Here is a 23,010-nt window from a genome sequence, read left to right as displayed (position 1 = left end):
AGCACCGGACAATGGGCGCGGACTGGCACCGTCGTGCCATGACGCGGTTGTGCCACGGCACAGTTGCCGCGTGCGGGGACGGACCGCGGCGAATCGCCGCACAGGTGTCCGGTCTTCGAACGGCTCGTCATGGTGAGAGGGGACGGGGGTGCGGGCCGCCGCTCGCCGGGGCGCCGGCGGCGGTGCGGTTGCCGTGCGGCGGCGGTCGGGGCGACCGGCCCGCGGGGCGGGTGCGCGCGCGTTTGAGGGTCGATCGGGTGACATCGGCGGCTGAGCCGGACGTCGGTGCGGTGGTCCGCGGCCATCATGGTGATGTGATGCCGTAATGCCGTGAATGTGATGATCCTGCCGTTCCCGTCGAACCCGCCGTTCCCGTCGAACCCGCCGTTCCCGCCGAACCCGCCGTACCCGCCGTTCCCGTCGAACCCGCCGTTCCCGCCGTTCCCGCCGAACAGGAGAAACGACCGATGCGAGGTCCGCTGGCCGGACGCTATCCCGTCGTTGCGACCATGGTGGTGTTCGCCCTGGTGCCCTACCTGGCCCTCTCCGCCGCGTTGGGGCCCCTCACGCCGCACATCGCCCAAGAGCTGGGGATGAGCCTGCAGGCGATGAACGTCACGACGGGCATGGCGAACGCCGGTTACGCGGTGGGGACGGTCCTGGCCGTGCAGTTCGCGCAACGTGTGCACCAGCGCCGGATGCTCATCGTCTACGGCTGCCTGCTGGTGATCGGCTCGGTGCTCACCGCGGCGGCCGTCGACCCCGCGATGTTCATCGTCGGGCACGTCCTGCAGGGCCTGTGCACCAGCCTGCTGCTGATCGCCGCCGTACCGCCGCTGATCATCGACTACCCGCCGGACCGGCTGCGGGTGACCGCGGTGATCCTCAACGTCTGCATCTTCGGCGCGGTCGCCCTCGGACCGGTGGTCGGCGGCATCCAGGCCAACTCCCACGGCTGGCGGCCGCTGTTCTGGATCATCGCCGGGATCGCCGCGGCGGCGCTCGTGCTGTCCCTCCTCACTTTCCGGGACACCCCGCCGGCCAACCCGGACGGACCCATCGACTACATCGCCCTCGGCCTGGCCACCCTGGGCTGCGTGGCCGCGTTCTTCGGCGCGTCGCGGCTGCTCACCCACCGCTTCCTCGACCCGACGGCGTGCGCGCCGCTGCTCGGCGGGCTGCTGCTGATCATCGTCCTGTTCGTCCACGAGTACACGTCGAAGAACCCGCTGCTGTGCGTCAGGAGCCTGGTCAGCACGCTCCCGGTCGCCGGCATCGTCGCCGCGATCTGCGCGGCGGCCGCGTCGGTCTCGGCGATCTCGCTGACCCTGACCTCGCTCGCCCCCCACTACAGCCCGCTGCACCTGGGACTGCTGTACCTCCCCGAGTTCGGCGGCGCCGTGATCACCGCGGCCGTCTTCGGATACGTCTTCCGCACCCGCCTGCTGCACACCTACGTCCTCGTCGGCATGTGCTTCCTGATCGCGGGCATCGTGGTCATGAACTCCACCGCCCCGCCCATGGGCGTGATGATCGGGGTGGGCTCGGGACTGATCGGCGTCGGTGTCGGCGCCTCGGTCGTCCCCGCCCTGTTCATCGCGGGCTTCTCGCTGCGCTCCAGCAACGTGCAACGTGTCTTCGCCATCATCGAGTTGATGCGCGCGGTCGCGGCGTTCCTGATCGCCCCGGTCCTGCTGTACATCGCCGCCCACGTCGGCGGCGGCATCGACGAGGGCACGCGGACGGCCCTCTGGATCTGCTTCGGGATCTCGGTCGCGGGCGCGGTCCTCGGCGTCGCCTTCTACGTCGTCGGCGGTGTGCGCCACCTGCCGACGCCCGCGGTCGAGACGTGGATGGGCGGCCAGGAGCCCGGCTGGTTCTCCCCGGCCCTCTTCGCGCGCTTCCGCCACGACAAGGAGCCCGAGGACTACTGCCCCTAGGGTCGGTCGTCCGGACCTCCGGGACGGAACGAGGGTGCGCGGAGCGGCGGATGCGTGGACAGGTGTCGGACCGTCGCTCCGCCGGGTGACGCAACGGGATGGCTGGGGTGGCGCATGAGGATCTCGATGCCCCTGGACGCGGTGCCGCGGCTGGCCGGTGCCGTCGTCCTCGGTGTCCTGGCCGGTCTCGCCGTCGGACTGCCGACATCGGACGCCGCGCTCGCCGTGCTCGCCGGGATCGCGGTGATGGAACTGTCCTTCGTCGTGGCCGGCTGGCTCGTGCTGTGGCCGATGGACGGGACGGCGACCCACCGCAACGCCCGGCGCGAGGACTTCCGGCCGCTCACCGAGGAACTGGTCGTGGTCGCGGTCGCGTCGTGCGGGCTCGTCGCCATCGTCCTGCTGCTCCTGCGCGGCCGGTCCGCGAACGGCAACGCCGCCGCCGTCGCCGCGTTGTGCGGCGTCTTCACGGCCTGGGCCGCACTCCACCTCATGTACGCGACCCGCTACGCCTACGTCTACCACGCGGCGTCGGGCGGCATCGACTTCAACAGCGACCAGCCGCCCACGTACCGCGACTTCCTCTACTTCAGCTACAACCTCGGCATGACCTACCAGGTCTCGGACACCGACGTCTCCAGCCCGACCATCCGCGAGATCGTCCTCCGGCACACCCTGCTCTCGTACGTCTTCGGCACGAGCATCCTCGCCACCGCGATCAACCTCGTGGTGGGCATCGTGAGCGGCTGACCCCGCCCGCCGCCGTGACGCCACGGGATCCGTGGCCGCGTCGCCCGGAGCGGTACGGAACGCACCCGATGCCGTGAATCGGCCAGGGGATGGACTCGCCGACCGGAAAGCGGCCCTACGCTTGGGCGGTGGCACGATACTTCGACGTACATCCGGAAAACCCTCAGCCGCGCCTGATCAGTGGCGTGGTCGACAGCATTCGGTCCGGTGCGCTGGTCGCGTACCCGACGGACTCCTGTTACGCGCTGGGGTGCCAGTTGGGGAACCGCGAGGGGATCGACCGCATCCGGTCGATCCGGAACCTCGACGACCGGCACCACTTCACCCTCGTCTGCCAGAACTTCTCGCAGCTGGGCCAGTTCGTGCAGATCGACAACGACGTGTTCCGCGCGGTCAAGGCGGCGACGCCGGGCAGCTACACGTTCATCCTTCCGGCGACGAAGGAGGTGCCGCGCCAGCTGCTGCACCCCAAGAAGAAGACCGTCGGCGTCCGCATCCCCGATCACGTCGTGACGCAGGCGATGCTCGCGGAACTCGGCTCCCCGCTGGTCTCCAGCACCCTGCTGCTGCCGGACGAGGCCGAGCCGCTGACGCAGGGCTGGGAGATCAAGGAGCGCCTCGACCACGTGGTGGACGCGGTGGTCGACTCCGGCGACTGCGGAACCGAGCCCACCACGGTCGTCGACTTCTCCAGCGGGGAGGCGGAGATCCTGCGCCGCGGTGCGGGCCCCACCGCGCGGTTCGAGTAGCCCGGCAGCCGGGGCCGCCGTGACGGCCCGCGGACGTCGCCGCACCGCGCCGACCAGGCAGGGGAGTGCGGACGGTCCGTCGACTCCCTTTGTGGTAGCGGGAATTCCGTTTTCGGTGTGACGGGGGTCACATCCCTGTTGGCCTTAACGCGCGGCTTCGCCCGTGTCACGATTTCCGCACACACACCCTGCCCGAAATCAGCCACGGGCAGGGCGAGGTGGCTTGCAGCCGCCCCTCATGACCGCCCCGCATGGCCGCGCCGACTCGTCGGCGGCGCCCGGGTGACGCCTCGGCAACGAGCCCTTCAGGCGCCGCGATCGCACAGGACCCCTCCTCACGTGCCCATGCGTCGAGGGCGTTCGGCCCGCCCCCGTCCCGCCGTGCGGCGACGGGGGCGGAAGTGCGTGTCAGCTCCACACTGCTCCACCGGGGGCGCGGCATCCAGAGACTTTCCGGACATCGAACGCGTCCCGTGAGTCCTTCGTGGCGTTCCGTGACCGGAACCCATGGCGTCGCATGGCCGGCCGAGCCGGGCCATTGAAGTCAGCGGAGCGTCCCGGACCGGGAGTTCGGGCGCGCCGCTGAGGAATCAGGAGCACCCAGTGAAGATCGCCGTATCCGGCACGTACTCCTCGGGCAAGACCTCGACGGTGATGGCCCTGTCGCACTACACCGGCGTTCCCCGCAGCCTCGCCCGGACCATCCGGGAGATCATGCCCGAGACCTTCCCGGGCCTGAAGCTGGTGGACGTGACGCCGGCGCAGTTCCTGCAGCTCACCATGCGCCGGCACACCGGCCGGGCGGTGCAGGAGGCACTCCTGGGGGACACCTTCGTCTCGGACGGATCGTCCCTCCAGGAATGGCTGTACGGGGCGGGCCGCGTCAGGTTCAACACGATGAACCCCAACGCCACCGCGGGCAACGAGGGCGGCCGGGCCGAAGTGGCCCCGGAGGAGATGGCCTTCTTCGCCAAGGTCGTCGACCAGTACGGACAGGCCTTCAAGAAGCACGTCAAGGACACCTACGACGCCTACGTCCACCTGCGGCACGAACTGTCGATCACCGCGGACGGCCACCGGCCCATGAACAAGGCGTTCCGCGCGGCGATCGACACGATGCTGCTGGAGACGCTGGACGAACTGGAGATCCCGTACCACGTCGTCGGCGGAACCATGCCGGAGCGCCTGGAGGCCATCGCGGGGATCTTCGACCTGAAACCGGTGATGAGCACGGCGGAGGCCATCGAACTGGCCCGCAACGAGTACGGCCGGCAGGACTTCCGCATGGAGACCGAACGCGTTCCCGCTCAAGCGTGAGCGGCCCACCACGAGGAGAACGACCGATGGGTAAGCCGCCCGCAATCGCCATCGCCCACCACTCCGGCAGGGGACACACCGACGTGCTCGCGCAGGCCGTCCGCGACGGTGCCCGGACCGCGGGCGCCGAGGTGACCATGGTGACCGTCGAGTCCATGGACGACACCAAGTGGGAGACCCTTGACGCGGCCGACGCGATCATCTTCGGATCGCCCACCTACATGGGTTCGGCGTCCGGCCAGTTCCACATGTTCGCCGCGTCGACCAACAAGCGCTGGGGACGCCAGGCGTGGAAGGACAAGCTCGGCTCGGGGTTCACCATCGGCGCCTGCAAGGCGGGCGACAAGGACTCCACCCTGGGCTACTTCGCGACCCTCGGCCACCAGCACGGGATGCTCTGGGTCAGCCTCGGCCTGCTGCCCGGCTGGCACCTCAGCCATGAGAGCGAGAACGACCTGAACCGGCTGGGGTACTTCAACGGCGCCGCGGGAACCGTCGCCGGCGACCTGCCGTCCGACGCCGTGCACAAGGCGGACATCGCCACGGCCGAGTACCTGGGGCAGCGCGTCGCCGAGCAGACGGCGATCGTCCTCGCGGGACGCGCGGCGCTGGCGGCCGCAGCCGCCCGATAGCCGCACCCCACGCGCACGAAGACAGCAGCAGCTCCGCAGCAGAAGCACGCATTCGCCGAACGACCCGTTCCGGGGCGCGAGTCCAAGCGGCGGGCCCGGAACGGACGTCCTTCGGCGGGACGGGGAGGACCTGTGCCCATTCTGGAAGTCGCCTCCGTGGACGACCTGCTCGGCCCACGCGAGGGACGGTTCCTCGGCGAGGGGTTCAAGCGGGTCGAGCACTCGCTGAGCGAACTCACCGTGTCGCCCGGAGCCCCGGGCGTCGGAGGAATCGAAGCCACCGCGGGCATCGACGTCGTGGGCCTCTGGTCGCGCAAGGGCGCGCGGCGGCAGAAGCCCCATCTCAGCACCATCGACGCGATGCTCTTCGCCACCCGGCTCACCGGCCTGTACGCGGCCCACGCGTTCACCCTCGCACCCGACGCCGGGTTCACGGTGGAGTGCGTCGACCTGAAGGCCGGCTCCAGCCCGGACGAGGACGAGCTGGACATGTTCCCCGTCAGCGGGCGGCTCGTGGCCGCCGACCGCACCGGCGGCGCATGGTCGACCACACTGGAGTGCCGCATCGGATCGATGACGGCCAGGGTGCGCGCCCGGCACGGTGCGGGCCGCGCCCCGGCCCGCACCGCGGACCTGTACCGCCGGGCCGAGGAACTGCCCGGCCCCTGGAACGACGCCCCGTTCGGCATCCCGCACCGCACCCGCGAGCAACTGCTCACCGCGGTCCGCGTGACCGCGGACGGCGCGGGCGACCTGCAGGCGTCAGCGCACGTCACCCTGGCACCGGGCCGCGCCCCGGTCGCCCCCGACGGCATCCGGGACGCGGGCCGCGGCCGCCTCGGCGCCCGCCCGGCCGGCGAACCGGGCAGCGAACCGGGCGGTGCGTCGAGCGGTGCGCCGAAGGGCGCCCCGCCCGACTCCCCGGCGACCATGATCGACGCCTTCATCGCGGCCATGCAGCTCGGCCAGGTCCTGCTCTACACGCTGGACGGCATCGAGCGGGCCGGCAGCAACAACCTGTGGATGCGGCGGACCCGCGTCACGGCCGGCCCGGCGCCTGCCCGGCCGGGCGACGAGGTGACCGCACGGCTGGAACGGGCCATGCTCCTGCCGTCCTCGGCCGGTACCTGGCGCAGCGCCGACGTGGTCGGCAGCCTGCACGGCGTCGAGTCGCGGGCCGGCGTCGCGCACCTGCTGCCGGCGTCCCGGCCGCGCAGCACCCCGTTGGAGAGGTGGCGGTCATGAGCGCCCGTGCCGCCGTCCTGGCAGGCCTCGGCGGTTACCTGCCGCCCCGCACCGTCACCAACGAGGAACTGTCCCGCCGCTTCGACACCAGCGACGAGTGGATCCGCACCCGGACCGGCGTCGAGCGGCGGCACGTCGCCGATCCGGGCGTGAGCACCGGGGACCTCGCCGTCGAGGCCGGTCACCGGGCGCTGAAGTCCGCCGGGGGCGGGCAGGGCGCGGTCGACATGTTGATCGTGGCCACCGCGACCCCGGACCAGCCCGTACCGGCCACCGCGCCGGACGTGGCGGCCAGGCTCGGCCTCGGCACCGCCGCCGCCTTCGACGTGCAGGCCGGCTGCTCGGGTTTCCTCTACGGGATCGCGACCGCCTCCGCCGCGCTGACCGCCGGGCATGCCACGCGCGTCCTCCTCATCGGCGCGGAGGTCTTCTCCACCGTCCTCAACCCCGGTGACCGCACCACGGCGGTGATCTTCGGCGACGGCGCGGGCGCCGTCGTGCTGCGTGCCGGAACGGCCGACGAGCCCGGTGCCCTGCTCGCGTTCGACCTGGGCGCGGACGGCACCGGCAAGGACCTGATCACCATCCCGGGCGGCGGGGCGCGGCAGCGTTCCACCGGCCGGCCGCCGCAGCCGGACGCCGGGTACATCCACATGCGCGGCCAGGAGACCTTCGCCGAGGCGGTCCGGCGGATGGGCCAGTCGTCGCAGGCCGTGCTCGACCGGGTCGGGTGGAGCGCGGACGAGGTCGACCACGTCGTCGGCCACCAGGCGAACCTGCGCATCCTGCGCACGCTGGCGGTGCACCTCGGCGTGGACCAGGAGCGCGTCGTCTCCCACATCCAGGAGGCCGGCAACACCTCGTCCGCGTCCATCCCGCTGGCCCTGGCCGACGCCGGATCACGCGGCCGGTTCCGCACGGGCGACCGGCTGCTGCTGACCGCTTTCGGTGCCGGCCTGACGTGGGGCTCGGCCGCGCTCACCTGGCCCGGACTCACCCCAGAGTGACCACCGGCCGCACCCGGCCGCACCCCGAACCCGGAAGGAAGAAGCGCCATGACGCACAGCACCTCCGTAAGACCCGAGACCGTCCTCGACGCGCTGCGGGCCCACTTCGACGTCCCCGACGGCACGTCCGCCGAGACCGGCTTCGACAGCCTCGACCTGGACTCGCTGGCCCTGATCGAGCTGGCGGTCATTCTCACCAAGCGGTACGGCGTCGAGATGACGGGCGAGGAGGTCGCCGCCGCCGGCACGGTCGCCAAGGTCGCCGAGCTGGTGTCGGCGAAGGCGGCGACCGGCTGAGCCCGGGAACGCCGTGGCAAGCGCCGGCCCACGCCGGCGTCGACGAGGAGAACTGGGAGTGTGGATGTCCGCGAACCTCGGGATCGAAGAGGCGTACTCGGCCGTCGAGGAGGCGTCCGGCCTGCTGGGCGTGCCCTGCTCGCGGGAAGGACTCTGGCCGGTCCTGAGCGCGTTCACCCCGTTCGAGGGCGGGTTCATCTTCAGCGCGACCGCCGGCGAGCGCGGGGGAGACCTCGACCTCACCATCCAGGTGCCGGCCGGCATCACCGATCCCTACGCCCACGCCGTGTCCCACGGCCTGGTCCCCGGGACGGACCATCCCGTCGCCTCGCTGCTCCCGGACCTCCGGAAGGCGTGCTCCGTCGACGAGTGCCTGATCGACGTCGGCGTGTCCGGCGGATTCAACAAGGTCTACGCGCACTTCCCGCACGACGTCCAGCGGATCTCGCGACTGGCCCGGCTCCCGTCCATGCCGGGCGCCCTCGCCGGCAATGCGGACTACTTCGACCGCCACGGCCTGGAGCACGTCGCGATGGTCGCGATCGACTACCGGAGCCACACCACCAACCTGTACGTCCCGACTCCCGGCGGCCTCGCCCCGGACACCATCCGCTCGCTGGTCCGCGGCCTCGGGCTGCCCGAGCCGGAACCGGAGCTGGTGGAGTCCGCCCGCGCGACGTTCCGGGTCTACTTCACGCTCGGCTGGGACTCCCCGGCGATCCGGCGGATCAGCTTCGCCCGGCCGCTGGACCTGCCCCTGATCCGTGCCAGGGAACCGGAGTTCACCCGCTTCATGACCGGCACCCCGTACACGTACGACGGCGACCGCTTCAGCATCTCGATCGTGAAGTGGTCGCCGGAGGGCGTGTGGTTCAACGGCGGCTCGTACTACCGGTTCGGGCCGCTGCAGGTGGAGTTGTTCCGCGCGTTCCTCGACCAGCGGGCGTGAGCGGCACCCGTGCGCCCCGACGACGACAAGGAAGGCACCGAGCCCATGACCGAACAGACCGAGGGGACACGCGCGTTGCGCGTCGCGCACGACTTCTACGCGGCACTCCAGGCCAAGGACGTCGACGCGTTCGCGGGTCTGTGGGAGCCGGACGCCGTGTACCGCGTCCCGGTCACCCCGGACGGGGTCCCGGGCGAGTTCACCGGGCGCGACACGATCGCGGCCGCCGTCGGCCAGTTCTTCACGCTCTTCGGGGACACGCGGATCACCTGGGACGCCGAGCCGATGGCCGACTCCCGGAAGGTGCTGGCCACCTGGACGATGGAGATCGACCTGCTCGCCGGCGGCACCTACCGCAACCGGGGCGCGTCGATCTTCCGGACGGCGGGCGACCGGATCGCCGAGTACACGGAGTACGTCGACACGGCCGCGTTCCTGGGGCTGTTCGCCGCCAACTCCGCGACGGCGCAACGCTTCTTCGCGCTGCTGCACGACCGGGACATCGACGCGTGGGGCGAACTCTGGCACGACCGCGGGACCGTCTCCCTGCCGCAGCCCGTCGCCGGGCTCCGGCCCCGCATCGAGGGCCGGGACGACATCGTCGCCGCGTACCGGAGGCTCTTCGCGGCGTGCGAGACCTTCGACGCCGAACTGACCGGCGTCCACCCGGCCGTGAACTCCGACGCGGTCTGCGTCCAGTACACGCTGCACGCGAAGCTCGCCACCGGGGCGGTGTACACCAACAACCACACGGCCGTCCTGCGGTTCCGGGACGGGCTGGTCAGCGACTACCGCGACGCGTTCTCCCCGCGGCCCTTCGGGGAGGTCATCGACGCCCTCCGTCAGAGGACGTCATAGGTCAGGTGCGTGACGGTCGAGGTCGCCAGCACGCTCCGCTGCACCAGCGTGCGCGGCGCCTCCCCGGTGAACAGCGGCGTTCCCGCCCCCAGGACGACCGGCGCGAGGTGCAGCGACAGCACGTCGACCAGTCCCGCGGCCAGCGCCGAACCGACGGTGGCGCCGCCGCCCATGAGGACCACGTCGAGGTCCCTGCCGCTCTCGGCGGACGCCGCCTCCGCCCGTGCGCGGGCGGTGGCGACGGCGTCGGCCAGGCCGGTGGTGACGAACGTCCAGTCGAGGTCGGTGAGGCGCACGGACACCGGGCGTGCGTGCGTCACGACGACGAACGCGGGTGTGCCGACCTCCCGCGCGCCGTAGCCAGTCGTGTCGTCCCAGCCGTTCGGCCCGTCGACGACGTCGAAGAGCCGGCGGCCGAGGACGACGGCGCCGGAACGGGCGGTGCCCTCGCTCAGGACCCGGCGGTCGTCGGGGTCGTCCGAGAACGCCCAGGTGTGGAGGGCCTCGCCGCCGATGCCCAGACCACGGTCCGGGCCGGCGTCGGGGCCGGTGACGAAGCCGTCGAGGGACATCGAGATGTCCGCGATGATGTGCGTCATACCTGTCAGACCCGGTCCGCCGCCCGAACTCATCGCCGGCCCGCGGACGCCTTCCGCCCTTCCCCTTCCCCGTCCCCTTCCCCGTCCCGCCTCAGCCCTCCGCCGTCACGTCCAGCGAACCGGACGTGACGGACACCGAGATCCGGTGCGCCGAGGAGGCGTTGCGGGGAACGGCCACCTGCGTGCTCGCCGAGGTCGCGGCCGTCGTCACGGCGTACCCGTCGGGGGAGCGGGGCAGCCGCACGGCCACCGACGCGGACACCTCCTGAAGATCGACGTCCTGGGGCACGCCGGAGAAGGCGACGTCCGCGCTGCCCGAGGCGACGGTGAACCGCGCCCGTACGGGCTCCAGCCCGGTCGCGGTGAGCTGGACCGAGGACGCGTCCACGGTGACGTCGCCGCCGAGCCCGTCCAGGACGGTCTGCCCCGACGCCTGACGGAGCCTCAGTCCGGTGTGCCGCGGCACGGTCAGCACGAGGTCGCCGGCGCACCGCACCTGCGCCCCGGCGGCGTCCCGGCAGCCCACCGCCAGCGCGTCGGCGCCGGTGGCCGCGTCGTGGACGACGGCACCGCGCAGGCCGCGGGTGGCACCTGGGCCGTCCGCCGGGTGGAACGTGCCGGTGACGGCGTGCGCCCGAGGGTCGGCGGTCACCTGGATGCGGCCGGAGACGCCGTCGAGGACCACCAGCGAGGTGTCGCCCGCACGCAGGGCGTACGTGCCCGGGGGAGTGGCCGGCGCACCCGTGTCCAGCCGCGGGCCCGGGCCGGGGAGGCCCGCGTCGCGGTGCCGTCCCGCGTGGCCGGTCACCACCAGCAGCAGCACGACCGCCGAGGCCCCGCCGAGCAGCCCGAGCATCATCCGCCGGGACGGCGGCCGCGGTCCCGGCGGATGCGGTCGGCCACCGGGCCGTGGGGGAGCGCCGGGCGGCTGGACCGCGAAGGGCGGGTGGGGCGGCTTCGGCGGGGTGTCAGTGGCTCCCATACGCGTCGTCTGCCCGCTCGTCGCCGTCAGGCGACTTTCCGACCCTCCGGCCATCGCGGGTGTGGACATGTCAGCATCGGCGTGCTGTCATGCCGGTGCGGCGGGATGACAGCGTTGTCGGGCGGGCGGGCCGGGTGGTCGGGCGGGCGTGCCGGGCGGGGCGCTGCGCCGCCGTGCCCCTGACCGCACAGCCGCCCAGACCGGAGGTACCCCAAGTGGACCCCACACCACTTCCGTTCGCCTTACGACCCGGACGGGAACCCGCCAGGAAGCGAACGCGCGGCGGGTTCCTCCGCCGCAGAGCGCCGCGCGTCACCGGCCCCAGGAGGCTCCTGGCGGGCCTGGCCGGCTTCGGCATGCTGGCCGGGCTGTCGGTGGCCGGTGTCACGGCCGCCCCCACGGCCGCCGCCGCGACCGCCGTCGTGGTCGACGGCAACGCCCGGTTCGAGGTGCTCACGCCCACGCTGGTGCGCCTGGAGTACGCGGGTGACGGCGCGTTCCAGGACGGGACGACGTTCAACGCCGTCAACCGGTCCTTCGCCGTGCCGTCGTACACCACCGACGTCAGCTCCGACGGCTACCGCGAGATCAGGACGAGCGGGCTGACCTTGCGCTACAAGCAGGGCAGCGGACCCTTCACGCCCGCGAACCTGTCGGTGACGCTCGCCGGGACGGGTGTCACGGCGCAGCCCGCGTTCCCGTCGCTGTGCCCGTACGGCGCCTCCTGCGAGGCGGAGGACGGGCAGTTCGCCGGCCAGGCGAAGACCGCGTACGACCACGCGGGACACACCGGGACCGGCTTCGTCGCCGGGTACGAGGGCACGGGGTCGGCGCTGACGCAGAACGTGTCGCTGGTGCCGGCCGCGGGCCAGTACCGGCTGTGGGTGCGCTACTCCAACGCCAAGGGCACCGGCACCGGGACGCTGTCGACCCGCCTGGGCGGTACCGCGGGCCCGTCGCTCAGCCTCGCGCCGACGTCGAGCTGGGACACCTGGGCGGTCACCTCGGTCCCGATCAGCCTGAGTGCCGGCACCACGGCCGTCTCGCTGCTGCAGAACGCGGGCGACACCGGGCAGGTCAACATCGACAGCTTCGGCGTCACCGCGCAGTCCGCGACCTCGTTCCCGCCCGCCGCCACGACCCTGACCACGACCGGGTACGGTTCCGGCCCGGCCAGCCAACTCGGCGGCTGGTCACGGTCGCTGGACAATCCCTGGACGCTGCCCGTCACGGAGCACCCCGGCGTTCTGGACCGGGACGGCTGGTACCTGATGGACGACACCCGTACCGCGCTGTTCAGTTCGGCCCACCAGACGAGCGACCGGCCCTCGCACGGCTCGCAGCCCTACGAGGACGGCTACTTCTTCGGCTACGGCCAGAACTACAAGCAGGGCCTGGCGGATCTGAACGCGCTGACCGGCGGAACGGCGCTGCTGCCCGAATCGGCCTACGGGGTCTGGTACTCGCGGTACTACGCCTACACCACTTCGGACTACGAGAACACGCTGCTGCCGGCCTTCCGCGCCGACTTCACCCCCGTCGACTGGCTCGTCGTCGACACCGACTGGAAGAGCCCCAGCACCTGGGACGGCTGGAACTGGAACTCCAGCCTCTTCCCCGACCCGCAGAGCTTCCTGAACTGGACGAAGCAGCAGGGCCTCTCGGTGTCGATGAACATCCACCCGGCCATCGAGAGCAGCGATCCCCGGTTCGCCGCGGCCAACTCCCAGGCGGGCGGCCTGACCCAGGAAGGCGGCGGAACCCGCTACGACTTCGACTGGTCCAAGTCCGGCCAGCTCGCCGCCTACCTGTCCCTGCACCAGCCGTTCGAGCAGCAGGGCGTGCGCGAGTGGTGGCTGGACTACTGCACCGGCTGCGGCTCGTCGACGACCTCCGACCCGCAGGTCGCGCCCGACAACTTCATCAACCAGGCGTACGCCGACGACGCGGCCGCCCGGGGACTGCGCGGCTTCTCCTTCGCCCGCGTCGGCGGCTCGCAGCAGGGCGACGACGACGGCAACTACCCGCAGGGGCCGTGGTCGGAGCGGCGCAACTCGATGCAGTTCACGGGGGACACGCCCGCCACGTGGGACATGCTCGCCTTCGAGGCGCGGTTCACGCCCGACGAGGCGGCCGCCGGCCTGAGCAACGTGAGCGACGACATCGGCAGCTTCCACGGCGGCCACCTCGCCGACGACCTGTACGCCCGCTGGATGCAGCTGGGCGCCTTCCAGCCCGTCGACCGCATGCACTCCGACCACGGCGACCGGCTGCCGTGGAACTACACCGGCGCCGCCGCGGCCAGCGCGAGCTCGTTCCTGCGGCTGCGCGAGTCGCTGGTCCCGTACACCTACACCCTCGCGCGCCAGGCCAACACCAGCGGTGTGCCCGTGGCACAGCCGCTGTACCTCGACTATCCCGACCAGCAGGCCGCCTACACCAACCCCGGCGAGTACCTGTACGGCGACAACGTCCTGGTCGCGCCGATCACGACGCCCGACGACGCCAACGGCAACGGCTCGGTGCCGGTGTGGTTCCCCCCGGGGAGCTGGACGGACTACTTCACCGGGCACACCTACACCGGCCCCGGCACGGCGACCGTCACCGACCCGCTCTCCCAGATGCCGGTGTTCGTCAAGGCCGGTGGCATCCTGCCGACCCGCACCGACTACGTCGACAACCAGGGGCAGAGCCCGCTGACCCAGCTCACCGTCAACGTGGCGGCCGGGGCGGACGGTTCGTTCTCCCTCTACCAGGACGCGGGCGAGGGCAGCGGCTACACCAGCGGCCAGTCCACGTCCGCGCCGCTGTCGTGGAGCGACTCCTCCCGCACGCTGACCATCGGCGCGCAGACCGGCGCCTACAGCGGGGCGCCCAGCTCCCGCGCGTACACCCTGCGGCTGTCCGACTCCGATGCCCCGACGGCGGTTTCCGTCGACGGCGTGCAGCTCCCGGAGACGGCGTGGGCGTGGAACGCCAACCGGCGGACGGTCACCGTCACCACCGCCACACTGCCGCTGGCCTCCTCCCACACCGTCACGCTGTCGGGTTCGGCCACCGCGAACCCGGCCTCCGGCGAGACGATCGGGGCCGGCGGGCTGTGCCTGGACGTGCGTGGCGGCGCCACCGCCGACGGCACGCCGGTCCAGCTCTACGGCTGCAACCACAGCGCCGCCCAGCAGGTCGCGCACCCCGGCGACGGGACGCTGCGCCTGCTGGGCAAGTGCCTGACCGCGACCGGGACCGCCGACCACGCGGTGGTCGGCATCGCCGGCTGCGCCGGCACCTCCGCCCAGGCGTGGACGCGCCGTGCCGACGGCTCCCTGGTGAACTCCGCCTCAGGGCGGTGCCTGGACGTGCCCGACGGCAACACCTCGCCCGGCGCGGTCCCGTTGCAGGTCTACGCGTGCGACGGCACCACCGCCCAGCAGTGGCGGCTGCCGCCGGGCCCGATCACCAGGGCCGGGGGGCTGTGCGCCGACGTCGCCGACGCCGATCCGGCGTCCGCCACCGCGGTCCAGCTGTGGGGCTGCAACTCCTCCGACGCGCAGCGCTGGTCGGCTCCCGGCGACGGCACCCTGCGCACCTTCGGCAAATGCCTGGACGTCGCCCACGGCGCCTCGGCCAACGGCACGTCCGTCCAGTTGTGGGACTGCAACGGCTCCGCCGCCCAGAGCTGGGTGAGCCGCCCGGACGGCACGTTGTCCAACTCCGCGTCGGGCCGCTGCCTCGACGACCCCGACAACAAGAACACCGCCGGGGACCTGCTGCAGATCTACGACTGCAACACCACCAGCGCCCAGCAGTTCGCCCTCACGTGACCCGGCGGCCCCTGCCGCGTCCGCGGCAGGGGCCGTCCCGCCGGAGCGTCAGAGCTGCTTGACCTCCTCCAGGGAGCAGTGCATCGCCTCGGCGACCTTCTCCTCGTCCTCGCCGCCCGCCAGGGCCGCCGCGCTCTCCGCCTTGAGGTCGTTCGCGGCGGCCTGCCTGGCTTTCTCGGCCTCTTCGTACCGCTGCGCGGCGAGGGCCACTTTCGAAGTCGTCATGCTGTCATGCTGCCCGAGCTGCGGCCGGTCATGACGCAGCGCTCGCCGTGCGTTCCGGCGATTCGCCCGTCGCGCCGCCGCCCCGCCAGGCGCCCTCACCAAGGCCCCGCGCAGAGGGCGGCGGCGCGTCCGCGGTCACTCGGCCAGCAGGAGTGCCGCGACCGCCTCCGGGGCCTCGTGCAGGGCGTCGTGGCCGGTCGGGAGGTCGTGGACCCGCCACTCCGGATCGGCAAGGAGCCGGGCGCGGAGGCCGGTGAACGGCGTCCGGTCCTCCCATCCCGAGCAGAAGACGAACTCCCGGCGGGGCACCCGGGCGTGCGCACCGGTGAGCCGGACCGCCTGCAGGAACGAGGCGAGGGGATGGGGACGGCGGCGGGGATCGCCGCCGTCCGGCGGCCGGACGGAGTAGCCGGTGCTCGCGGCGCCGGCAGCGAACACCTTCCGGAAGTGGTCGTTCGCCGACGACCAGCACGACTCGCCGTCGCGCGGCACGTAGGCGTCGAGGTGCACCAGTCGCGAGACCCGGCCCCCGGCGCGATCGGCGGCGGCGGCGATCACCATCCCGGCGTAGCTGTGGCCGACCAGGGTCGCGCCGCTGAGGTGCGCCCGATCGAGGAGCCGCAGCACGTCGCCGGCGTGGGTGTCGAGGTCGGCGGTCGCGACCGTCGCCGCGTCGTCCTCCGGCCGCAGACCGGTCAGGGTCAGGGCGTGAACGGTGTGACCGGCGTGCTCCAGCAGCGGAACCACCGCCTCGTAGGACCAGGAGCCCTTCCAGCCGCCGGGCACCAGGACGAATGTCGCCATGCGAGTCTCCACTCTGTTCTCGACGGGTCGTGGCCGCGGCGCCGCACGCGGCGGAAGGCCCCGTCCACGCAGGCAGTGTCGCCGGATCACGCCATGGCGGGCCACCGATAGGATGCCAACCGATGCCCGTTCGCCGCCAAGCTCCCCGAGCCGCCCGGAACGCCGGCCCGACGTCACATGTGTGGCCGTCCGGCGGGCGCCACCTCTGGCTCTCCGGCGGCACGAGCGACGTGCAGGAGCACGCGCGGGGGCATCTGGTCCACGCGGCCCGCGGTGTCCTGAGCCTGCAGACCGAGCGCGGCACGTCGATCGTTCCCTCCAACCGGGTCGCCTGGACGCCCGCCGGCTTCACGCACCGGCACCGCGCCCACGGAGACACCGACATGCGGATCGTCTTCCTTCCGCCCTCCCTCGCCCGGCTCGTGCCCGACCGCCCCGCGGTGTTCCCGACCTCGGGCCTCGCCCGCGAGGTGCTGCTCGCGCTGACCGGCCCCCGCGACGGCGATCCCGCCCCCGCCTACCGCGGCCCCGCCCGGGCCCGCCTGCTGCGCGTCCTCGTCGACGAACTCCGCGCCGCGGACGAGCAGCCCCTGCACCTGCCCGAGCCGCGGGACGACCGGCTGCGGGCCCTGGCCCGGATGCTCGACGAGAACCCGGCGGACAACGCCACGCTGGCCGAACTGGGGTCCAGGGCCGGAGCCAGTGCCCGCACCCTGAGCCGGCTGTTCCGCGCCGAACTCGGCATGACTTTCTACGAGTGGCGCACCCAACTGCGCGTCCACCACGCGCTCGTGCTCCTCGCCGAGGGCCATGACACCCTCCGCACCGCGTACGCCTGCGGGTGGGCCAACCCCAGCGGCTTCATCGCGGCGTTCACCCACCTCATCGGGACGACCCCGGGCCGCTACCGTGCCGAGCAACCTAAAGGCTTTAGGCAAATGTGCTAGGCTCTTCGGTAAATCGGAGGAGTGTGATGGTGAGAGCGGGACTGACCCCGGAGCGGCTGACGCGAGCCGGGGCGGAGCTGGCGGACGAGGCCGGGTTCGAGCACGTGACGGTCTCCGCGCTCGCCCGCCTCTTCGACGTCAAGGTCGCGAGCCTGTACTCGCACGTGAAGAGCTCGCAGGACCTCAGGACGAGGATCGCCCTGTTCGCGCTCGAGGAGCTCGCCGACCGGGTCTCCGACGCCGTGGCCGGGCGGGCGGGCAGGGATGCCCTGGCCGCCTTCGCGAACGCCTACCGCGACTACGCCCGGGAGCACCCGGGCCGTTACGACGCGGCGCGCCTGCGGCTCGACGCCGAGACGGCGGCGGCCAGTGCCGGGGTACGGCACGCGCAGATGACCCGCGCGATCCTGCGCGGCTACGACCTGCCCGAGCCGGAGCAGACCCACGCGGTACGGATGCTGGGCAGCGTCTTCCACGGCTACGTCAGCCTCGAGCTGGCCGGCGGCTTCGCACACAGCGCGCCCGACGCGCAGCAGTCCTGGGACTGGATCATCGACTCCCTCGACGTGCTGCTGCGGAACAGGGCCACCCCCTGACCCGCCGGGGCCCGCGGCCCCGAACGGTCCATCGGATTCCGAACACCAGGCTGAGGCAATGACCTTCGAACACGGCTGGATCACCACACCCGTCACCGCGGACATGCTGCGCGGCCACCTCGAGGTGGAAGCGACCGCCCACGGACTGCTGCCGCACCGGCTGCCCGCCCGGGCGCGGCGGCAGATCCCCGACGACCAACTCGCCGTCGCCGAGGCGCAGCCTTCCGGCGTGCGGGTGGTCTTCCGGACCCGGGCGACCGCCGTCGAGCTGGACACGCTGCCCACCAAGCGGGTCTACCAGGGCTTCCCGCCCCCGCCGGACGGCGTGTACGACCTGCTGGTCGACGGCACTCCGGCCGCGCAGGCGACCGTCACCGGCGGCAACGTGCGCACCATCACGGACATGTTCACCCAGGCCTTCGAGCTGACCCCGGGGCCGCCCGGCACGGCGCGGTTCACCGATCTGCCGGCGGGCGAGAAGGACGTCGAGATCTGGCTGCCGCATACGGAGGTCACCGAGGTCATCGCGCTGCGCACCGACGCCCCGGTCGAGCCGGTGCCCGACAGCGGGCGCAGGGTGTGGCTGCACCACGGCAGTTCCATCAGCCACGGGTCGAACGCGGCCAGCCCGGCCGCCACATGGCCCGCCCTGGCCGCCGCCGACGGCGCCGTCGACCTGGTCAACCTGGGCTTCAGCGGCAGTGCGCTGCTCGACCCGTTCACCGCCCGCGCCATGCGGGACACGCCCGCGGACCTCATCAGCGTCAAGATCGGCATCAACGTCGTCAACGCCGACGTGATGCGCCTTCGGGCCTTCGCTCCCGCGGTCCACGGCTTCCTCGACACCATCCGCGAGGGGCATCCCCGGACGCCGCTGCTCGTCGTCTCCCCGATCCTGTGCCCGGTCCAGGAGGACACGCCCGGGCCGCTCGCGCCCGAGTTCGCCGACGGGACCCTGCGGTTCAGGGCGACGGGCGATCCCGCCGAGCGGGCGTTCGGGCGCCTGACGCTCAACGTCATCCGGGACGAACTCGCGCGGATCGTCGCGGAACGGGCCGCCGACGACCCGCACGTGCACTACCTGGAGGGCCGGGACCTGTACGGCGAGAAGGACTACGCCGAGTTCCCGCTGCCGGACGAGATCCATCCCGACCCCGCCGGACACCGTCGCATCGCCGAGAACTTCGCGCGGCTCGCGTTCGGGGACGGGGGCGCGTTCGCCGTCACGGCCGCCTGACCACACGGCAGCACGCGGCCGGACAGCGGTCGGCCCGGCCCCCGAAGCGGGGCCGGGCCGTGGGGTGTCGAAGGCCGGGCAGCTCAGAAGATCAGGAGCTCGGCGGCCCGGGAGCGCTGCCGCTCAGCAGGCGCCGAGGTCCTGCCAGACGCCCCACTCGCCGGTGGTGCCGGGCTCCTCGCCCTGCGTCCACCACTTGGCCTGCCAGTTGTGTCCCTTCCACGAGACGGTGTTGCCGCCGGTGTAGATCGCCGAGGAGCTCCACGAGGCGACGGTGCAGGTCGTCCCGCCCCCGCCGGTCGTGGTCCCGCCGGTCGTCCCGCCGGTGGTGGTTCCGCCCGTCGTCGTCCCGCCGGTGGTGCCGCCCGAACCGCCCGCGAACTGCTGGAAGGTGTCGGTGAACGCCAGGCTGTTCTGGCTGATCTGGGTGCACGTGGAGAGCGAGTTGGCGCTCCCGCTGCACGGCTGGTCGCGGTTCACCGACCAGAACGCCAGCCGCCCGACGCCGTGTTGGGCGGCGAAGTTCTCCACGGTCTGGGCGTCCGCCAGGGTGAACGTGGATCCGTCGTCGTTCTTGCCGATCATCGGGGTGATCCCGAGGTTGGCGTAGGTGTAGCCGGAGTCGACCGACTGCATCTGCGACAGCGTCGCCTGGGCCGCGGAGACCGAGCCCTGCCCCATCTCGGTGCCGGTGCCCGCGTAGAAGTCCATGGTCATGATGTTGACCACGTCGATCTTGACGCCGGCCGTCTTGGCGGCCTTGAGGATGTTCACGCCGTCGCTCGTGAGCCCGCTCGTCAGGACCGGCAGCGTCACGGAGAACTGCAGGGCGGGGTTGGACGCCTTGAGGTCCTTCATCGCCTGCATCTGGCGTGCCGTGGCCGCCGTGTCCGCCACGGCCGCGCCCTCGATGTCGAAGTCCAGCTGGGTGACGCCGTAGTCGTTGATGAGGGCCTGGTAACCGGCGTCGATCGAGCTCTGGGTGGAGCAGGTCCACGCCAGTGGCAGGCCGCTGGCGCCGCCCGACGAGATGATGAGGGAGGCGCCCTCGGACTTCGCCTTGGCGATCAGCGGGTCGGTGAAGGAGTCGGCACCGATGGGGAGGGTGTCGCCCCAGATCTGGTTGCAGCCGGAACCGAGCACGAAGGCCGCGGTGTAGGCCTTGAGGCCGTGCCCGGTCAGGGCCGTGTCGAGCATGCCCTCCTGACTGTTCGACATGTCGACGTAGGGAGCGACGGCGTAGGCGCTGGTCGCCGCGGCGTTGCCGTCGGGGGCCAGGGCGAAGACCGCACCGGCGGTCGCGAGCGTGAGCGCGGAGGCGGAGGCCGCCCATTTCGCAAGGTGCATGAAAGCCCCTCGAGCGTGAAGTGGTGGGGGGAGCGTGCGTCTCAGGCCTGAGTTGGTACGTACCAAACAGCGCGCAGCCGTGCCGCGTCAAGAGGACTAGACCAACTTCCCCGTTTCCCCCACACTCCCGCCGCCCCCGCCAGGGGCCGCGGGCACCCCGGCGGGACCTCACCGGGCGACGCGATAGCGGTGCTCCGGGCGGCCGTTGGTGCCGTAGCGGAGTTCGAGACGGACCGTGCCCTCCTTGACGAGGTAGGACAGGTAGCGCTGCGCCGTGGCCCGGGAGACGCCCGTCGCCTCGGCGGCCTCGGCGGCGGACAGGGCGCCGCGGCTGGCGCGCAGGGCCTGGTGGATCGCGCTGAGTGTCGGCGCGGAGTGGCCCTTGGCCGGGATGCGGGGGACGGCGGGCGGCCGGGCCGCGCTGAACAGCGCGTCCACGTCGGCCTGGTCGGCCGTCGCCGTCCGGCTGAGGGCGTCCGCCCGGTCTCGCAACTCACGGTAGGCGTGCAGGCGTTCGGCGAGGTCGGCGGATCCGAACGGCTTCACCAGGTAGCCGACGGCCCCGAGCTTCATCGCGGCCCGCACGGAGGAGATGTCGTGGTCGGCGGTGATCACCAGGGCGTCGGGACGGGTGTCGGCCCGGTCCTGACTCAGCCGCCGCAGGACGTCGAGGCCGCTGCCGTCGGGCAGGAAGATGTCGAGCAGCAGGAGATCCGGCCGCAGGGTGCGGACCGCGGCCAGGGCCTCGGCCACGTTCGCGGCCCTGCCGACCACGTCGAACGCCCGGACGCGGCGCACGTAGTCGCTGTGGATCTGGCCGACCCGGAAGTCGTCGTCCACCACGAGGGTCCGGATCATCCGAGCTCACTTCCCCTCGAGGACGCGTGCGTCAGTAGTGCGCCCCGACGGGCCGCCGCCGTGCCCGGCTGCGGCAGGACGACGGTGAAGACCGCGCCGGGACCCTCGCTGACCGTGATGGTGCCCCCGTGCCGCTGCACCAGGCGGTGCACCAGCGCGAGCCCCAGCCCGCGGCGCGCGGTGCCCCGTCCCGGGCGGGTCGACCAGCCGTCCTCGAAGATCGACTGGGCGGTGCCCGGGGCGATGCCCCGGCCGTTGTCGGCGACGCGGACCACGACGAGGTCGTCGGCCTCCGTCACCGTCAGCAGGATCCGGCGGCCTTCCCCGGTGGGTGGCGCCTCGGCCGTCGCGTCGACCGCGTTGTCGAGCAGGTTGCCGACGATGGTCAGCAGCCGCCGCAGGTGCGGCGGGTCGTCGCCGAGCGCCGAGTCGTCGGTGAGGGCGATCGTCACGCCGCGTTCGGCGGCGACGGTGGTCTTGGCCACGATGAGCCCGACCATGAGGGGGTTGCCGATGTGGCGGCGCACGGCCTCGGTCAGGGCCTGCCCGGAGCGGGCCGTCTCGATGGCGTAGTCGTACGCGGACTCGTGCTCGCCGATGTCCAGGAGTCCGGCCAGCGTGTGCATCCGGTTGGTGAACTCGTGCTGCTGGGCCCGCAGCGCGTCGGTCAGCCCGCGCACGGAGTCCAGTTCGCGCAGCAGGCCGATCAGCTCGGTGCGGTCGCGGACGGTGACGACCGCGCCCAGGGCGCGTCCCTGCAGGCTGACCGGCATGCGGTTGACGACGAGGCAGTGGTCGTCGGTCAGGACGCTGACGTCGGTGCCGGTCAGGGTGCCGTCCAGGGCGCGGCGCAGCCGGCCGTCGGGCAGCACCTCGTCCAGCCGGTGGCCGAGCGCCGTGCCGACGCCGAGCAGGCGCCGGGCCTCGTCGTTGATGACGGTAACCCGCCCATCGGGGGCCACGGCGACCACGCCCTCCCGGATGCCGTGCAGCATCGCCTCCCGGTCCTGCAACAGGCAGGCGATCTCCTCCAGCTCCAGGCCGAACGTGGTCCGCTTCAGCCGGCGGGCCAGCAGGGAGGCCGCGGCCGCGCCGATCGCGGTGGCGAGCGCGGCGTAGAGCCCGAAGGTCGGCAGCTCGGACCACAACTCGCTGAGCACGGCGCGTTCCGGGATGCCGACGGACACCTCGCCGACCAGGGCGCCCGAAGTACCGTACAGGGGAGCCTTGGCGTTGGCGGAGCGCCCCAACGCGCCCTGGTCGATGCCGACGTGCGAATGGCCGTCCCTGACCACGATCGGCTCGGCGACCGGCTTCCCGATCAGGGCCGCCATCGGGTGCGAGTGCCGTATACGGTGCAGGTCGATCACCACCACGTACGACGCGTGGGCGGCCTGGCCGATGCGCTGGGCGACGGACTGCACGACGTGGTCGCGGTCCCCGTACTCGGTGGCCTGCCGGATCTGCGGATCCGCCACCGCGATCCGGGCGATCGCCAGCGCCCGCTGCTCGTAGGAGCGGTCGAGTTCGGCCCGCTGCGCGAACGCGAACAGGACGAAGCCGATCAGGCCGGTGAGCGCGAGGATGGCCAGTTCGTTGGCGAGGATCCGGGTGGAAAGCCGGCGCCTTCCGCCGCGTCCTGCCCGGAAGCGGATGGGTGTCACAGGTACCTCTTCGTTGCGGTGGCGCCTCGCGCCGGGCGTCCGCCGGACGCCCGCTCCTGGACAGGCGTTCCTGAATGCGCGGGTGGCGCGATTGTGCCGCACCCACCGGCCGCTGCCCACCCTCCGCCCGCTGAGCAAAACGAGCAGAACTCCGGGTTACGCGGCTTTCGCGGGATAGCTCGGAAA

The 23,010-nt window shown here is 72.4% G+C and carries 21 protein-coding genes; 14 read left to right on the top strand and 7 right to left on the bottom strand.

Translation table 11 applies throughout. The features are described 5' to 3' along the window. Window positions 1-467 precede the first annotated feature (467 nt). The 10 genes from BMW99_RS02015 (at window position 468) to BMW99_RS01970 (ending at window position 9,744) form a co-directional block, all read left to right on the top strand. Entirely contained in the window at window positions 468-1,940 is a 1,473-nt protein-coding gene (locus BMW99_RS02015; protein ID WP_069463257.1) for an MFS transporter, read from the top strand. A gap of 114 nt (window positions 1,941-2,054) precedes the next feature. Beyond that, window positions 2,055-2,690: a DUF1345 domain-containing protein gene (locus tag BMW99_RS02010; protein ID WP_069463258.1), complete on the top strand. Its 636-nt coding sequence runs from the start codon at window positions 2,055-2,057 to the stop codon at window positions 2,688-2,690. Between the two features lie 128 nt (window positions 2,691-2,818). Then, window positions 2,819-3,439: an L-threonylcarbamoyladenylate synthase gene (locus BMW99_RS02005; RefSeq protein ID WP_069463266.1), complete on the top strand. Its 621-nt coding sequence runs from the start codon at window positions 2,819-2,821 to the stop codon at window positions 3,437-3,439. Window positions 3,440-4,042: 603 nt separating this feature from the next. Beyond that, window positions 4,043-4,756, top strand: coding sequence for an AAA family ATPase (locus BMW99_RS02000; protein ID WP_075016121.1), 714 nt, complete (start codon window positions 4,043-4,045; stop codon window positions 4,754-4,756). Between the two features lie 26 nt (window positions 4,757-4,782). Next, complete coding sequence (locus tag BMW99_RS01995; RefSeq protein WP_069463259.1) at window positions 4,783-5,388, top strand: flavodoxin family protein; 606 nt, start codon at window positions 4,783-4,785, stop codon at window positions 5,386-5,388. Window positions 5,389-5,520: 132 nt separating this feature from the next. Further along, window positions 5,521-6,633, top strand: coding sequence for an AvrD family protein (locus tag BMW99_RS01990; protein ID WP_069463260.1), 1,113 nt, complete (start codon window positions 5,521-5,523; stop codon window positions 6,631-6,633). Further along, entirely contained in the window at window positions 6,630-7,640 is a 1,011-nt protein-coding gene (locus tag BMW99_RS01985) for a beta-ketoacyl-ACP synthase III (RefSeq protein WP_069463261.1), read from the top strand. The genes BMW99_RS01990 and BMW99_RS01985 overlap by 4 nt, the downstream gene beginning before the upstream one ends. 48 nt (window positions 7,641-7,688) lie before the next feature. Beyond that, window positions 7,689-7,937 (top strand): acyl carrier protein, encoded by a 249-nt coding sequence (locus BMW99_RS01980; RefSeq protein WP_069463262.1) that lies wholly within the window; start codon window positions 7,689-7,691, stop codon window positions 7,935-7,937. A gap of 64 nt (window positions 7,938-8,001) precedes the next feature. Continuing rightward, window positions 8,002-8,886 (top strand): aromatic prenyltransferase, encoded by an 885-nt coding sequence (locus BMW99_RS01975; protein ID WP_069463268.1) that lies wholly within the window; start codon window positions 8,002-8,004, stop codon window positions 8,884-8,886. 45 nt (window positions 8,887-8,931) lie between these two features. Further along, window positions 8,932-9,744 carry a nuclear transport factor 2 family protein gene (locus BMW99_RS01970; protein WP_069463269.1) on the top strand — a complete coding sequence of 271 codons (813 nt, stop codon included), beginning with the start codon at window positions 8,932-8,934 and terminating at the stop codon, window positions 9,742-9,744. On the opposite strand, the gene BMW99_RS01965 is transcribed toward BMW99_RS01970, so the two are convergent. Both BMW99_RS01965 and BMW99_RS01960 read right to left on the bottom strand, forming a co-directional pair. Further along, window positions 9,729-10,343: a dihydrofolate reductase family protein gene (locus tag BMW99_RS01965; protein WP_075016120.1), complete on the bottom strand. Its 615-nt coding sequence runs from the start codon at window positions 10,341-10,343 to the stop codon at window positions 9,729-9,731. The genes BMW99_RS01970 and BMW99_RS01965 overlap by 16 nt on opposite strands. Window positions 10,344-10,434: 91 nt before the next feature. Then, window positions 10,435-11,202: a DUF4097 family beta strand repeat-containing protein gene (locus tag BMW99_RS01960; protein WP_075016119.1), complete on the bottom strand. Its 768-nt coding sequence runs from the start codon at window positions 11,200-11,202 to the stop codon at window positions 10,435-10,437. A 497-nt stretch (window positions 11,203-11,699) separates the two neighbouring features. Here BMW99_RS01960 and BMW99_RS01955 point away from each other — a divergent pair, with 497 nt between their 5' ends. Beyond that, window positions 11,700-15,146 (top strand): ricin-type beta-trefoil lectin domain protein, encoded by a 3,447-nt coding sequence (locus BMW99_RS01955; RefSeq protein ID WP_245791134.1) that lies wholly within the window; start codon window positions 11,700-11,702, stop codon window positions 15,144-15,146. Between the two features lie 48 nt (window positions 15,147-15,194). On the opposite strand, the gene BMW99_RS41100 is transcribed toward BMW99_RS01955, so the two are convergent. Continuing rightward, window positions 15,195-15,371, bottom strand: coding sequence for a hypothetical protein (locus tag BMW99_RS41100; RefSeq protein WP_176735639.1), 177 nt, complete (start codon window positions 15,369-15,371; stop codon window positions 15,195-15,197). A 135-nt stretch (window positions 15,372-15,506) separates the two neighbouring features. Continuing rightward, on the bottom strand, window positions 15,507-16,175 hold the full coding sequence (locus BMW99_RS01950) for an alpha/beta fold hydrolase (RefSeq protein WP_069466184.1): 669 nt from the start codon (window positions 16,173-16,175) through the stop codon (window positions 15,507-15,509). Window positions 16,176-16,405: 230 nt separating this feature from the next. On the opposite strand from BMW99_RS01950, the gene BMW99_RS01945 reads away from it, so the two are divergent. The 3 genes from BMW99_RS01945 to BMW99_RS01935 are packed head-to-tail and all read left to right on the top strand — an operon-like array spanning window position 16,406 to window position 18,955. Beyond that, window positions 16,406-17,122, top strand: a complete 717-nt coding sequence (locus BMW99_RS01945; RefSeq protein ID WP_075016176.1) for an AraC family transcriptional regulator — start codon at window positions 16,406-16,408, stop codon at window positions 17,120-17,122. A 26-nt stretch (window positions 17,123-17,148) separates the two neighbouring features. Next, window positions 17,149-17,718 (top strand): TetR/AcrR family transcriptional regulator, encoded by a 570-nt coding sequence (locus tag BMW99_RS01940; RefSeq protein WP_069467090.1) that lies wholly within the window; start codon window positions 17,149-17,151, stop codon window positions 17,716-17,718. Between the two features lie 58 nt (window positions 17,719-17,776). Next, window positions 17,777-18,955 (top strand): GDSL-type esterase/lipase family protein, encoded by a 1,179-nt coding sequence (locus tag BMW99_RS01935; RefSeq protein ID WP_075016118.1) that lies wholly within the window; start codon window positions 17,777-17,779, stop codon window positions 18,953-18,955. A gap of 123 nt (window positions 18,956-19,078) precedes the next feature. Here the strand turns inward: BMW99_RS01935 and BMW99_RS01930 are convergent, their stop codons facing one another. The 3 genes from BMW99_RS01930 to BMW99_RS01920 form a co-directional block, all read right to left on the bottom strand. Next, window positions 19,079-20,302 carry a chitinase gene (locus BMW99_RS01930; RefSeq protein WP_069462059.1) on the bottom strand — a complete coding sequence of 408 codons (1,224 nt, stop codon included), beginning with the start codon at window positions 20,300-20,302 and terminating at the stop codon, window positions 19,079-19,081. Between the two features lie 168 nt (window positions 20,303-20,470). Next, entirely contained in the window at window positions 20,471-21,160 is a 690-nt protein-coding gene (locus tag BMW99_RS01925) for a response regulator (RefSeq protein WP_069462060.1), read from the bottom strand. Then, window positions 21,157-22,824, bottom strand: a complete 1,668-nt coding sequence (locus BMW99_RS01920; protein WP_069462061.1) for an ATP-binding protein — start codon at window positions 22,822-22,824, stop codon at window positions 21,157-21,159. The genes BMW99_RS01925 and BMW99_RS01920 overlap by 4 nt, the downstream gene beginning before the upstream one ends. Window positions 22,825-23,010: the final 186 nt, after the last annotated feature.

Origin of the sequence: Actinacidiphila rubida (assembly GCF_900110255.1) — a bacterium.
Classification (GTDB): domain Bacteria; phylum Actinomycetota; class Actinomycetes; order Streptomycetales; family Streptomycetaceae; genus Actinacidiphila; species Actinacidiphila rubida.
The sequence above is the reverse complement of the archived record's forward strand: the minus strand, read 5'-3'. Positions and strand labels throughout refer to the sequence as shown.

What these genes read in the sequence shown, in the direction of transcription:
- BMW99_RS01965 (WP_075016120.1), bottom strand. Translation starts at nt 10,343, where the DNA reads ATGACGCACATCATCGCGGACATCTCGATGTCCCTCGACGGCTTCGTC.
- BMW99_RS01985 (WP_069463261.1), top strand. Translation starts at nt 6,630, where the DNA reads ATGAGCGCCCGTGCCGCCGTCCTGGCAGGCCTCGGCGGTTACCTGCCG.
- BMW99_RS01935 (WP_075016118.1), top strand. Translation starts at nt 17,777, where the DNA reads ATGACCTTCGAACACGGCTGGATCACCACACCCGTCACCGCGGACATG.
- BMW99_RS01980 (WP_069463262.1), top strand. Translation starts at nt 7,689, where the DNA reads ATGACGCACAGCACCTCCGTAAGACCCGAGACCGTCCTCGACGCGCTG.
- BMW99_RS01930 (WP_069462059.1), bottom strand. Translation starts at nt 20,302, where the DNA reads ATGCACCTTGCGAAATGGGCGGCCTCCGCCTCCGCGCTCACGCTCGCG.
- BMW99_RS01960 (WP_075016119.1), bottom strand. Translation starts at nt 11,202, where the DNA reads ATGATGCTCGGGCTGCTCGGCGGGGCCTCGGCGGTCGTGCTGCTGCTG.
- BMW99_RS01950 (WP_069466184.1), bottom strand. Translation starts at nt 16,175, where the DNA reads ATGGCGACATTCGTCCTGGTGCCCGGCGGCTGGAAGGGCTCCTGGTCC.
- BMW99_RS01995 (WP_069463259.1), top strand. Translation starts at nt 4,783, where the DNA reads ATGGGTAAGCCGCCCGCAATCGCCATCGCCCACCACTCCGGCAGGGGA.
- BMW99_RS02010 (WP_069463258.1), top strand. Translation starts at nt 2,055, where the DNA reads ATGAGGATCTCGATGCCCCTGGACGCGGTGCCGCGGCTGGCCGGTGCC.
- BMW99_RS01970 (WP_069463269.1), top strand. Translation starts at nt 8,932, where the DNA reads ATGACCGAACAGACCGAGGGGACACGCGCGTTGCGCGTCGCGCACGAC.
- BMW99_RS41100 (WP_176735639.1), bottom strand. Translation starts at nt 15,371, where the DNA reads ATGACGACTTCGAAAGTGGCCCTCGCCGCGCAGCGGTACGAAGAGGCC.
- BMW99_RS02015 (WP_069463257.1), top strand. Translation starts at nt 468, where the DNA reads ATGCGAGGTCCGCTGGCCGGACGCTATCCCGTCGTTGCGACCATGGTG.
- BMW99_RS01925 (WP_069462060.1), bottom strand. Translation starts at nt 21,160, where the DNA reads ATGATCCGGACCCTCGTGGTGGACGACGACTTCCGGGTCGGCCAGATC.
- BMW99_RS01940 (WP_069467090.1), top strand. Translation starts at nt 17,149, where the DNA reads ATGGTGAGAGCGGGACTGACCCCGGAGCGGCTGACGCGAGCCGGGGCG.
- BMW99_RS01975 (WP_069463268.1), top strand. Translation starts at nt 8,002, where the DNA reads ATGTCCGCGAACCTCGGGATCGAAGAGGCGTACTCGGCCGTCGAGGAG.